The sequence below is a fragment of the Streptomyces sp. NPDC048353 genome (assembly GCF_055587165.1).
This window is the reverse complement of the sequence record NZ_JBVJGU010000012.1, coordinates 33,332-45,503: the sequence shown is the minus strand read 5'-3', so window position 1 is coordinate 45,503 and position 12,172 is coordinate 33,332. Positions and strand designations below refer to the sequence as shown.

Sequence of the window (12,172 nt, the reverse complement as noted above, 5' to 3'; positions counted from 1 at the left end):
GGGGGGGGGGGGGGGTGGTTGTTTGTTTTTGGGGGTGGGGGGGGGTTGGTTATGTTGTCTCTTAGTTTTCTCCCCGGCCCCCCCCCCCCCCCCCCCCCCGGGGGGGGGCCCCCCCCCCCCCCCCCCCCCCCCCCCGCCCGGTCGTCGTCGCTGTGGGGCTTCGCACACTCTCCTGTCGCAGGTCAAGGGTGAGTTGACGGCCGTTCGCGCCCCGTGGTGGACTCTCGGGGCCAATACGGCGGCAGAAGAGGAAGTCCGGTGCGAATCCGGCGCGGTCCCGCCACTGTGACCGGGGTGCAACCCCCGGGAGCCAGGAACTCTCACCGCCGGTCACGTCGAGCCAGGGCGCGGACCCTGAGTGAGGACACAGCGCCATGCCTGGCCGCAGAGCCACCGGTGTATCCGCGCCCCCGGGCGCCTTCGCGTACGGCGCCGCCGCCGGCCTGGCCGCGGACCTGCTCCTCGGCGACCCCCGCCGCGGCCACCCCGTCGCCGCCTTCGGCCGGGCCGCCGGCGCCGTCGAAAGCCTTCTGCGCCGCGACCACCGCGGCTGGGGCGCGCTGCACACCGCCGTCTGCGTGGGCGGTACGGCCGTGCTCGGCGCCCTCGCCGCCCGTACGGTCCGCGACCGGCCCGCCGCGTCCGCCGCCCTGACCGCCGCCTCCGTCTGGGCCGTCGTCGGCGGTACGACCCTGGGCCGGGAGGCCCGCGCCGTCGGCGGGGCGCTGGCCGCCGGGGACCTGGACGTGGCCCGCGAGCGGCTGCCGCATCTGTGCGGCCGCGATCCGCAGGCCCTGGACGGCCCCGCGATGGCCCGCGCGGTCGTGGAGTCCGTCGCCGAGAACACCTCCGACGCCGTCGTCGGCGCCCTGGTCTGGGGCGCGATCGCGGGCGTGCCGGGGCTGGTCGGCTTCCGGGCCGTCAACACCCTGGACGCGATGGTGGGCCACAAGTCCCCGACGTACCGCCGCTTCGGCTGGGCCTCGGCCCGGCTCGACGACCTCGCCGGCTGGCCGGGGGCGCGGCTGACGGCCCTGCTCGCGACGGTCGCCGGCGGCGACCCCCGGGGCGCGCTGCGGGCCTGGCGCTCCGACGCGGCCGCCCACCCGAGCCCCAACGCGGGCCCGGTGGAGGCGGCGTTCGCCGGCGCGCTCGGCGTACGGCTGGGCGGGACGCTGTCGTACGGCGGGCGGGTGGAACACCGGCCCGTGCTCAACGGCGAGGGCCGGGCGGTGGAGGTGGCGGACATCGAGCGTGCGGTACGGCTGTCGCGCCGGGTGACCTGGCTGACGCTGGCGGTCTGTGTGGCGGGACGGGCCCTGGCGGGCGCGCGGCAGAGGAAGCGGAGGCACGGATGACGGGCGGGGGGCTGCTGGTCGCCGGGACCACGTCCGACGCGGGCAAGAGCGTCGTGACGGCGGGGATTTGCCGCTGGCTGGTGCGTCAGGGGGTGAAGGTCGCGCCGTTCAAGGGCCAGAACATGTCCCTGAACTCCTTCGTGACGAGGGAGGGCGCGGAGATCGGCCGCGCGCAGGCCATGCAGGCGCAGGCCGCGCGGGTGGAGCCGACCGCGCTGATGAACCCGGTGCTGCTCAAGCCGGGCAGCGACCGCTCCAGCCAGGTCGTGCTCATGGGGAAGCCGGTCGGCGAACTGAGCGCGCGCGGCTACCACGGGGGACGGCAGAAGGAGCTCTTCGAGCCGGTCCTCGCGTGCCTGGAGGAGCTGCGGGGCACGTATGACGCCGTGATCTGCGAGGGGGCGGGCAGTCCGGCCGAGATCAACCTGCGGCGCACGGACATCGTGAACATGGGCATCGCGCGGGCCGCGCGGCTGCCGGTCCTGGTGGTCGGCGACATCGACCGGGGCGGGGTGTTCGCCCAATTCTTCGGGACCACGGCGCTCCTCGCGCCCGAGGACCAGGAGCTGATCGCGGGCTTTCTCGTGAACAAGTTCCGCGGTGACGTCTCGCTCCTCGAACCCGGCCTCGACATGCTGCTCGGTCTCACCGGACGGCGGACCTTCGGCGTCCTGCCCTACGCCCACGGCCTCGGCATCGACGAGGAGGACGGGCTGCGGGTCTCGCTGCGCGGCGCGGTCCGGGAGTCGGTCGTGGCGCCGCCGGTCGGCGAGGACGTGCTGCGGGTGGCGGTGTGCGCCGTGCCGCTGATGTCCAACTTCACGGACGTGGACGCGCTGGCGGCCGAACCGGGCGTGGTCGTGCGGTTCGTGGACCGCGCCGAGGAACTGGCCGACGCCGATCTCGTCGTCGTGCCGGGCACGCGCGGGACCGTCCGGGCGCTGGCCTGGCTCCGGGAGCGCGGCCTGGCCGACGCGCTGGCGCGGCGCGCCGCCGAGGGCCGGCCGGTGCTCGGCATCTGTGGCGGCTTCCAGGCCCTCGGCGCCCGCATCGAGGACGAGGTCGAGTCGAGGGCGGGCGTCGTCGACGGGCTCGGACTGCTGCCCGTCCACGTCCGGTTCGCCCCGGAGAAGACCCTGGCCCGGCCGGTCGGCGAGGCGCTCGGCGAGCGGGTGGAAGGGTACGAGATCCACCACGGCGTCGCCCGGGTGGAGGGTGGCGAGCCGTTCCTGGACGGCTGCCGGGTCGGCTCCGTCTGGGGCACCCACTGGCACGGCTCGCTGGAGAGCGACGGCTTCCGCCGGGCGTTCCTGCGCGAGGTCGCGGCCGCGGCCGGCCGCCGCTTCGTCCCCGCCCCCGACACCTGCTTCCACGCCCTGCGCGAGGAGCAGCTCGACCGGCTCGGCGACCTGATCGAGGAACACGCGGACACGGACGCGCTGCTGCGGCTCATCGAGAACGGCCCGCCGCCCGGCCTGCCGTTCATCCCGCCGGGCGCGCCGTGACCCCCCGGCCGCCCGCGGACGCCCGGCCCGCCGTGGCCACCCTTCCGTCCGCGACCGGAGGGCCGGTCCCGGACCCGTGGGCCGTCATGACCGCCCGGCCGTCCGCGACCGCCCGTTGGTCCGCGACCGCCCGTTGGTCCGTGACCGCCCGGCCGTCCATGACCGCCCCACCCGCCGTATCCCCACGAGTTGAAGGAGTGACCGCCCGATGAGCACCCGGTATCCGTTCACCGCCGTCGTCGGCATGGACGACCTGCGGCTGGCGTTGCTGCTGAACGCCGTCAGCCCGGCGGTGGGCGGTGTCCTCGTACGCGGCGAGAAGGGCACCGCCAAGAGCACGGCCGTCCGTGCGCTGGCGGACCTGCTGCCCGAGGTGCCGGTCGTCGCGGGCTGCCGCTTCAGCTGCGACCCGGCCTCCCCCGACCCGGGGTGCCCGGACGGGCCGCACGAGACCGCGCCCGCCGCGGCCAGGGCCGCCCGGATGGTCGAACTGCCCGTCGGCGCCTCCGAGGACCGGCTGGTGGGCGCGCTGGACATCGAACGGGCCCTCGCCGAGGGCGTGAAGGCCTTCGAGCCGGGGCTCCTCGCGGACGCCCACCGCGGGATCCTCTACGTCGACGAGGTCAACCTCCTCCACGACCACCTGATCGACCTGCTGCTCGACGCCGCCGCCATGGGCTCGTCGTACGTGGAGCGCGAAGGCGTCTCCGTGCGGCACGCGGCCCGTTTCCTCCTCGTCGGCACCATGAACCCCGAAGAGGGCGAGCTGCGGCCGCAGTTGCTGGACCGCTTCGGACTGACCGTGGAGGTCGCCGCCTCCCGCGAGCCGGAGCAGCGGGTCGAGGTCGTGCGCCGTCGGCTCGCCTTCGACGACGACCCGGCCGCCTTCGCCGCCCGCTGGGACCACGAGGAGAGCGCGCTGCGGGACCGGATCACCGCCGCGCGGGCGCTCCTCCCCCAGGTGCGGCTCGGCGACGGGGCGCTGCTGCGGATCGCCGCCACCTGCGCGGCGTTCGAGGTCGACGGCATGCGCGCCGACATCGTCATGGCCCGCACGGCGACCGCGCTCGCCGCGTGGGCGGGCCGGACCGACGTCACCTCCGACGACGTACGGCAGGCAGCGCTGCTCGCCCTCCCCCACCGCCGCCGGCGCAACCCCTTCGACGCGCCCGGCCTCGACGAGGACAAGCTGGACGAGACGCTGGAGCGGTTCGCGGACGAGGACGAGGACCCGGACCCGCAGGGCCCGGGCCCCGACGGCCAAGGCCCGGACGACGGGCCCGACGGGGGCGGTGGCGGGGTGCCGCCGCAGGCCGGAGGGCCCGAGGGCACGGGACCGGACGAGCGGACTCCGGCGAGCGAGCCCGAGCGGAGCCCCGAGCCCGGCACGTCCCCCGCACCCGAACCGGCGGCCGAGCACGAGCCGGCGGCGCAGCCCGCGCCCGCGCCCGGCGGGGGCGCCGGCGAGCGCGGCGCCGTCCGGGCCGCCGAGCCGTTCCGTACGAAGATGCTCAGCGTGCCCGGACTCGGCGAGGGCGCGGCCGGGCGCCGCTCCCGGGCCCGTACCGAACACGGCAGGACGACCGGCTCCGTACGCCCCCGGGGCGCGCTGACCAAGCTGCACCTGACCGCGACCGTGCACGCCGCCGCCCCGCACCAGAAGGCGCGCGGCCGCTCGGGCCCCGGTCTGGTGGTGCGGCGGGACGACCTGCGGCAGGCCACCCGGGAGGGCCGCGAGGGCAATCTGGTGCTCTTCGCCGTGGACGCGTCCGGGTCGATGGCGGCCCGGCAGCGGATGAGCGCCGTCAAGGGGGCCGTGCTCTCCCTGCTCCTCGACGCCTACCAGCGCCGCGACAAGGTCGGCCTGGTCACCTTCCGGGGCCGGGACGCCGAGGTGGCGCTGCCGCCGACCTCGTCGGTCGACGCGGCCGCGGCCCGGCTCGAACTGCTTCCGACGGGGGGCCGTACGCCCCTGTCGGCCGGTCTGCTGAAGGCTCACGACGTGCTGCGCGTCGAGCGGCTGCGCGACCCCTCGCGCCGCCCCCTGCTCGTCGTGGTGACCGACGGCCGGGCGACCGGCGGCGGCCGGGACCCGGTGGCGCTGGCCGCCCGCGCCGCGCGTCTGCACGCCGCCGACGGCACCGCCTCCGTCGTCGTGGACTGCGAGAGCGGGCCGGTGCGGCTCGGGCTCGCCGGGGACCTCGCCCGCGCCCTGGGCGGAACCGCCGTGACCTTGGACGAGCTGCGGGCGGACGCGATCGCCGGTCTTGTCAGGGACGTACAAGTCAGCCGCTCTACGAGAAAGGCCGCCTAATGCCGCAGGGACAGCCGACCGTCGTTCCCGACGACGGTCTCACGACCCGTCAGCGCCGCAACCGCGCGCTGGTGATGGTGCACACCGGCGTCGGCAAGGGAAAGTCGACCGCCGCCTTCGGGATGGCGCTGCGCGCGTGGAACCAGGGCTGGCCGGTCGGGGTGTTCCAGTTCGTCAAGTCCGCCAAGTGGAAGGTCGGCGAGGAGAACGCCCTCAAGGCGCTCGGCGAGACCGGCAAGGGCGGCCCCGTCACCTGGAACAAGATGGGCGAGGGCTGGTCCTGGATCCAGCGCGAGGTCGCCGAGGGCGAGCAGTCGCACGAGGACAAGGCGCGCGAGGGCTGGGAGCAGGTCAAGCGGGACCTCGCCGAGGAGACATACAAGTTCTACGTCCTCGACGAGTTCGCGTACCTGTTGCACTGGGGCTGGATCGACACCAAGGAGGTCGTCGAGGTGCTGCGCGACCGGCCGGGGCAGCAGCACGTCGTGATCACCGGGCGCAACGCGCCGCAGGAGCTGGTGGACTTCGCGGACCTCGTCACCGACATGTCGAAGGTGAAGCACCCGATGGACGCCGGTCAGAAGGGCCAGCGGGGCATCGAGTGGTAGCACGTCTCGTCATCGCCGCGCCGTCCTCCGGCGCGGGCAAGACCACGGTCGCGACCGGTCTGATGGCCGCCTTCGCCGGCCGCGGTCTGGCCGTCTCCCCGCACAAGGTCGGCCCCGACTACATCGACCCCGGCTACCACGCGCTGGCCACGGGCCGCCCGGGCCGCAACCTCGACGCGTACATGTGCGGTACGGGCCTCGTCGCGCCGCTCTTCGCGCACGGGGCGCGCGGCTGCGACCTGGCGGTCGTCGAGGGGGTCATGGGCCTGTACGACGGGGCCGCCGACCAGGGTGAGCTGGCGTCGACCGCGCAGGTCGCGAAGTTGTTGAAGGCGCCGGTGGTGCTGGTCGTGGACGCCTCGTCGCAGTCCCGGTCGGTGGCGGCGCTGGTCCACGGGTTCGCGTCGTGGGACCCGGAGGTGCGGATCGGCGGGGTGATCCTGAACAAGGTCGCGACCGACCGGCACGAGCACCTCCTGCGCGAGGCGCTCGGGGAGTCGGGCGTGCCGGTGCTGGGCGTGCTGCGCCGGGCGCCCGCCGTCGCGACGCCTTCGCGCCACCTGGGCCTGGTGCCGGTGGCCGAGCGGCAGGCGCAGGCCGTGGAGGCGGTCGCGGCGCAGGCGGAGCAGGTCCGCCTGGGGTGTGACCTGGAGGCGCTGCTGGCTCTCGCGCGCAGCGCCCCGGAGCTGCGGGCCGAGGTGTGGAGCCCCGAGGGGGCGGTGCGGTCGGCCGCCGCGGGGAGCGGAGAGGGCGCGGTGGGTCCGGCGTCCGCCGGGAGCGGTGGAGGCGCGCTCGGTCCGGCGGGCAGCGGCGGGGAGGCGGCACGGCCCTCCTTCGGGGCGGCGCGCCCGCGCGTCGCGGTGGCCGGGGGCGCCGCCTTCACGTTCTCGTACGCCGAACACGCCGAACTCCTCCGGGCGGCCGGGGCGGAGGTCGTCACCTTCGACCCGCTCCGGGACGAAGCGCTGCCCGAGGGGACCTCGGGCCTGGTGATCGGGGGCGGGTTCCCCGAGATGTACGGCGCCGAGCTGTCCGCCAACGAGCCGCTGCGCGCGGCCGTCGCCGAGCTGGCGCGTTCCGGTGCGCCGGTCGCCGCCGAGTGCGCCGGGCTGCTGTACCTCGCGCGGTCGCTCGACGGGAAGCCGATGTGCGGGGTGCTCGACGCGGACGCGCGGATGTCGGAGCGGCTGACGCTCGGCTACCGCGACGCGGTCGCGATCAGCGACAGCCCGCTGGCGGCGAACGGGGTGCGGATGCGGGGGCACGAGTTCCACCGGACGGTGATCGAGCCGGGGGCGGGTGAGCGGCCCGCCTGGGGGCTGCGGCAGCCGGAGCGGCGGGTGGAGGGGTTCGTCCGGGGCGGCGTGCACGCGAGCTATGTGCACACCCACTGGGCGGGCGCTCCCGCGGCGGCCGTGCGGTTCGTGGAGCACTGCGCGAACGGCCCCGTGGCATGAGGTCAGCCGGAGACGCCCACCACGAGCCAGATGAAGGCCACGCCCCCGACCGTGCAGAGCAGGGTGGAGAGGGCGGGGTGGTCGTGGTGGGCCTCGGGAAGGATCTCGGCGGCCGCGAGGTAGAGCAGGGCGCCGCCGAAGAAGCCGAGGTAGCTGCCGAGAAGTTCCTCCGGAAGGGTGAACAGCAGGGTGGACGCGGCTCCCACGATCGGTGCGCACGCGTCGGCGACGAGCATCAGGACCGCCTTGCGGCGGGCGTTCCCGTACAGGCTGGTGATCGTGTACGTGTTGAACCCGTCGGCGAAGTCGTGGGTGATGACGGCGAGCGCGACGGTGGCACCCATGCCGCCTCCGACCTGGAAGGCGGCGCCGAGCGCGATGCCGTCCATGAGGCTGTGGGCGACCATCGCGGCGGCCGCGGTGAGGCCCACCTGCGGGACGCGTTCGCCGGGGGCGACCCCGTGTGCCGCCTGGCGGACGGCGAGGAGACGTTCCACCACATGGGCGAAGAGGAAACCGCCGACGAAGAGGAGCAGGGCCTGCGGTACGCCGAAGACCTCGGTCCCGGCGGCGGCGAGGGCTTCGGGCAGGAGGTCGAGTCCGACCACGCCGAGCATCAGTCCGCCGGCGAGGCCGAGGACCAGGTGACGCCGGTCGGTGACGCGGCCGGCCGTCCATCCGCCGAACAGCGTCATCAGGAACGCGCCGAGCGCGACGAGAACGGCCATGGGCCCTTGCTATCGGATCGCGCGGCGTCCGCGCACCTCCGTACCGGCGCGGTCGTGGTGGGCGTGGGGGCCCGCTCGGGGGTGTCGGTGGACGAGGTGCTGGCCCTGCTGGACGCGGCCCTGCGGGAGGCCGGCCTGACGGTCGCCGACGTGGTGGCGCTGGCGACGCTGGACGCGCGGGCCGGGGAGCCGGGGATCGCGGGCGCGGCGGAGCGGTGGGGCGTGCCGGTGCGGGCGTTCGGGGCCGAGACGCTGGCGTCCGTACCGGTACCGCATCCGTCGTCGGTGGCGCGGGCGGCGACAGGGACGGCGTCCGTGGCGGAGGCGGCGGCTCTGGCGGGCGCCCGGGCCGAGGGAGCCCACGGGATCCTTCGAGACGGCGGGGCCCGGGGAGGCGGCGGGGGCGCGGGAGACGGCGGGGGCGCGGGAGACGGTGGGGCCGCGGGGGCCGAACTCGTGGTGCCGAAGCGGAAGTCGCGGGGCGTTACGTGTGCGATCGCCCGTTCTCTCCCGTTCGTGGCGAACGAAGAGTCCACCGCCGCACGGTTGTTGCCCCGGGGTCACGGGTACACCGCTGGGAAGGCGGCGTTCGACCCGGTCCCCGAGCTCCGCACTCCCCCCACTCACCCCCCCACGGTGGCCATGTATACGCATACGCACTCCGATGCCCACGATCTGCGTCATCACGGTGACGCGGAGGTACGGGACGAGAAGTTGATCGACCTCGCGGTCAATGTCCGGACGAACACGCCGCCGGAGTGGCTGCGGGAGCGGATCGCGGCCTCGCTGGCGGGTCTGGCGGTCTATCCGGACGGGCGGGCGGCGCGGGCGGCGGTCGCCGAGCGGCATGACGTGCCGGCCCGGCGGGTGTTGCTGACATCGGGTGCGGCGGAGGCGTTCGTGCTGCTCGCACGGGCGTTGCCGGCGCGGCGGCCGGTGGTGGTGCATCCGCAGTTCACCGAGCCGGAGGCGGCGCTGCGCGACGCCGGGCACGAGGTGGGCCGGGTGCTGCTGCGGGAGGAGGACGGTTTCCGGCTGGATCCGGCGGCGGTGCCGAAGGACGCGGATCTGGTGGTGATCGGGAACCCGACGAATCCGACGTCGGTGCTGCATCCGGCGGAGACGATCGCGTCGTTGGCGCGGCCGGGGCGGACGCTGGTGGTGGACGAGGCGTTCATGGACGCGGTGCCGGGCGAGCGGGAGGCGCTGGCGGGGCGGACGGATGTGCCGGGTCTTGTCGTGTTGCGGAGCCTGACGAAGACGTGGGGGCTCGCGGGTCTGCGGGTCGGGTACGTCCTGGCGGATCCGGAGACGGTCTCGGTTCTGGAGCGGGCGCAGCCCTTGTGGCCGGTGTCGACTCCGGCGCTGGTGGCGGCGGAGGCGTGCATGTCGCGGCTGGCGCTGGCGGAGGCGGAGCACGCGGCGCACCGGGTGGGGGTGGAGCGGGCCCATCTGCTGGCCGGTCTCGCGGAGTTCGACGAAGTGCGGGCGGTGGCGGCGGCGGAGGGTCCGTTCGTGCTGGTCCGGATCGAGCGGGCGGACGCGGTGCGGGAGCGGCTGCGGGCGCTGGGGTTCGCGGTGCGCCGGGGCGACACGTTCCCGGGTCTGGACCGGAACTGGCTGCGGCTGGCGGTCCGGGACCGGACGACGACGAACCGTTTCCTGCAGGCGCTGGACCAGGCGCTGCTGGCGGCCGGCTAGAGCGCGTGCGGCGGGCGGCTAGGGCGCGTGCGGGCGGGCGGCTAGGGCGCGTGCGGGCGGGCGGCTAGGGCGCGTGCGGGCGGGGGGGGGGGGGGGGGGCCCCCCCCCCCCCCCCCCCCCGCCCCCCCCCCGGGGTTTGCCCCCCCCCCCCCCCCCCGGGGGGCCCCCCCCCGCCCCCCCGGGGGGGGGGGGGGGGGGGGGGGGGGGGGGGGGGGGGGGGGGGGGGGGGGGGGGGGGGGGGGGGTGGGGGGGGGGGGGGGGGGGGGGGGGGGGCCCCCCCCCCCCCCCCCCCCGCCCGGTCCCCCTCCGTCGTTTTCCCCCCTGCGCACCCCCCGGTGCGTCCCCCCTCGTCCCCCTCGGGTGGGTCGGTCAGCCGCGGGCGCGGATCCGGGCCAGGACGAGCGCGCTGCCGCCGAGGCCGAGCAGGAGTGCGGCGCCGCCCGCCAGGTAGGGGGTGGTGGAGCTGCCGCCGGTCTCGGCGAGGTTCTGGTCGGCCGGGTCCGAGCCGCCGTTCTGGGTCTCGACGCCGCCGCCGTCGGTGGGCGGCGCGGCGGGCTCCTTCGTGGGCTGCTTCGTGGGGTCCTGGGTCGGCTTCTGGGTGGGCGGGGTCTTCTTCGGGGTCTCGCAGGTCGCCTCGGCGAGGGTCAGCACGCCGTTGACCTCGGCCACGTTGAGGTTGAGCGGGTTGACGGCGACCTTCAGTTCCAGGGCGGTGGCGGCCGCCGTGCGCGAGGTCGTGGACGTCTTCGACAGGTCGAGGGTCACCTCGCCGACGCCGGGCACGGTGACCTTCGTCCGGCCGCCGCTGGAGAGGGTGGTCTTCTTGCCGAGGACCGTCACGTGGCCGAGCACGTTGGATTCGGCGACCGGCTTGGCGCCCGCCTCGCAGACGGCCTTGGAGGTGACCTTCTGGACCTCGATCAAGGAGAGCGCCGGCAGGCCGGGGACGTGGACCCGCGCTTTGGCGATGTTGGCGTAGCCCTCGGCACGGTCGCCTTCCACGGTCGCCTTGGCGGTGGCCACGTCGGCGCGCAGGATGGAGACCGGCTTGCCCTTCTCGACGCCGTCGAGGGTGACCGTGAGCGCCGTCTTGTCGGCGCTGGCCGGGGCCTGGACCTCGTTGAGGGAGGCGCGCAGCGGCACGTTCACGGTCTTGTTGAGCAGGGAGACGTCGAGGCCGGTCCGCAGGACGACGGCGGTGGCGCGTCCTTCGCCGCCCGTGGCGTGCGCCGCGGGGGCCGCGAGGACCACGGGGCCGACGGCCAGGGCGACGGAGGTCGCGGCGGCCGCGGTACGGCGTACGGGCAGGCGGAAGGCGTTGCTGTTCAAGGTGGTGGAACCCCCACAGGAGACATGGCGTCGCCGGCCGCTCACCACGGGGACACGTGGCCGGCGCGGAGTCGACGACTCGAGACACCGGAATCTTTACGCACGGAGAGTGAACCGGCAGACACCTGGCGTCAGTTCACTCCAAAGGGGGGTTTCCGCTCCTGTTTTCGAATCTTTCGGCACACGCGTTCCCGCCTGCCCCGCGCGTCGCGTGGCAGGGGGGTGGGCGCGGCCCGGAAGAGCCGCCTTCAACGAGACGCGCCGAGCCGAGGTAACGGTCCGTCAACACCGCGCCCCAGCTGGGCGGTCAGTCGGCGCGCCAGTACCCCAGCGAGTGGACGCGCTCCTTGGGCAGCGCCAGCTCCTTGCGTACGTACGTGCCGAGCGCGCGGGTCGTCGCCGTGTCGCAGGCGATCCAGACGTAGGGGTCGTCCCCGGCCAGCGCGGGCAGTTCGGCCTTGACGCGCTCGACGAGCGCCGCTCCCCCGCGCTCGCGCGGCACCCGGCGCACCTCGTGCAGGTCGGGGTCGAGCCGGATCGGCAGGCTCGCGTCGGAGTCGTGAGTGGTCTCGAACCAGTAGGTGGCCGGGACTCCGGGCACCGCGTCGAGCAGGGAGTTGACGGCGGGCAGCGAGGCGGCGTCACCGACGACGAGGAGACGCCCGGGGCGCGGCTCGGGGGCGGCGAAGCCGGTGCCCTGCAGGGTGGCCTCGATGGTGTCGCCGGGGGCGCAGTCGCGGGCCCAGCGGCTGGCGGCGCCGTCGTGGAGGGCGAACTCCAGGCTGAACGTTCCTGCGGGGGGGTCGGGGTCGACGAGGGTGTAGGCGCGCTGGTGCGGCTTGCCCGCGTCCTCGAACCAGAGGCGCACCCACATCGTCGGGTGGACTCCGGCGGCGGCGAGCAGACCGCCGTCCGTGAGATGCACCCGGCGGTAGTGCTCGGTCACCTGCTCGGCTCCGGTCACGGTGAACGTGAAGTCCTTGCCGCGCAGCAGTTTGAGGACGACGCCCTCCCAGCCATGCCCCACCGCGGTCTCCTCCCCTGGATCCCCTGAATTTAGGTCAGCCTAACCTAAGGGCCGTGGAGGGAGTCGGTCGCGCGGCCTGACGGGCCCCAGACCGGCCCGCGGGCCATGCGGACCGCCACCGCGCGCCGCGCCGTTCCACCGGTCG

Annotated in this window: 9 protein-coding genes and 1 riboswitch; of the genes, 6 read left to right on the top strand and 3 right to left on the bottom strand. The window is 75.5% G+C overall.

Going from position 1 to position 12,172, the window contains the following annotated elements:
• The first annotated feature begins 200 nt into the window (after nucleotides 1-200).
• A riboswitch (cobalamin riboswitch) is annotated at nucleotides 201-339 on the top strand.
• A 35-nt stretch (nucleotides 340-374) separates the two neighbouring features.
• The 5 genes from ACZ6RC_RS31480 to ACZ6RC_RS31460 all read left to right on the top strand — a co-directional run bounded on the left by ACZ6RC_RS31480 (nucleotide 375) and on the right by ACZ6RC_RS31460 (nucleotide 7,242).
• Entirely contained in the window at nucleotides 375-1,358 is a 984-nt protein-coding gene (locus tag ACZ6RC_RS31480; protein WP_469589706.1) for a cobalamin biosynthesis protein, read from the top strand.
• Nucleotides 1,355-2,863: a cobyric acid synthase gene (locus tag ACZ6RC_RS31475; RefSeq protein WP_391140533.1), complete on the top strand. Its 1,509-nt coding sequence runs from the start codon at nucleotides 1,355-1,357 to the stop codon at nucleotides 2,861-2,863. The genes ACZ6RC_RS31480 and ACZ6RC_RS31475 overlap by 4 nt, the downstream gene beginning before the upstream one ends.
• 208 nt (nucleotides 2,864-3,071) lie before the next feature.
• Nucleotides 3,072-5,177, top strand: coding sequence for a putative cobaltochelatase (locus tag ACZ6RC_RS31470; protein WP_453615007.1), 2,106 nt, complete (start codon nucleotides 3,072-3,074; stop codon nucleotides 5,175-5,177).
• A complete protein-coding gene (gene cobO / locus ACZ6RC_RS31465) occupies nucleotides 5,177-5,785 on the top strand; it encodes a cob(I)yrinic acid a,c-diamide adenosyltransferase (protein WP_391140535.1) in 609 nt (202 codons plus the stop codon). Before ACZ6RC_RS31470 ends, cobO begins: the two co-directional genes overlap by 1 nt.
• Nucleotides 5,779-7,242, top strand: coding sequence for a cobyrinate a,c-diamide synthase (locus tag ACZ6RC_RS31460; RefSeq protein WP_469589700.1), 1,464 nt, complete (start codon nucleotides 5,779-5,781; stop codon nucleotides 7,240-7,242). Before cobO ends, ACZ6RC_RS31460 begins: the two co-directional genes overlap by 7 nt.
• Nucleotides 7,243-7,244: 2 nt before the next feature.
• Here the strand turns inward: ACZ6RC_RS31460 and ACZ6RC_RS31455 are convergent, their stop codons facing one another.
• Complete coding sequence (locus tag ACZ6RC_RS31455) at nucleotides 7,245-7,970, bottom strand: ZIP family metal transporter (protein ID WP_391140537.1); 726 nt, start codon at nucleotides 7,968-7,970, stop codon at nucleotides 7,245-7,247.
• Between the two features lie 6 nt (nucleotides 7,971-7,976).
• Between ACZ6RC_RS31455 and cobC the strand changes: the two genes are divergently transcribed.
• Nucleotides 7,977-9,671 (top strand): Rv2231c family pyridoxal phosphate-dependent protein CobC, encoded by a 1,695-nt coding sequence (gene cobC, locus ACZ6RC_RS31450; RefSeq protein ID WP_469589697.1) that lies wholly within the window; start codon nucleotides 7,977-7,979, stop codon nucleotides 9,669-9,671.
• 369 nt (nucleotides 9,672-10,040) lie between these two features.
• Here cobC and ACZ6RC_RS31445 read toward each other — a convergent pair whose 3' ends face one another.
• Nucleotides 10,041-11,000: an SCO1860 family LAETG-anchored protein gene (locus tag ACZ6RC_RS31445; RefSeq protein WP_469589694.1), complete on the bottom strand. Its 960-nt coding sequence runs from the start codon at nucleotides 10,998-11,000 to the stop codon at nucleotides 10,041-10,043.
• 307 nt (nucleotides 11,001-11,307) lie between these two features.
• Entirely contained in the window at nucleotides 11,308-12,027 is a 720-nt protein-coding gene (locus tag ACZ6RC_RS31440) for a siderophore-interacting protein (protein WP_469589690.1), read from the bottom strand.
• Between the last annotated feature and the right edge of the window lie 145 nt (nucleotides 12,028-12,172).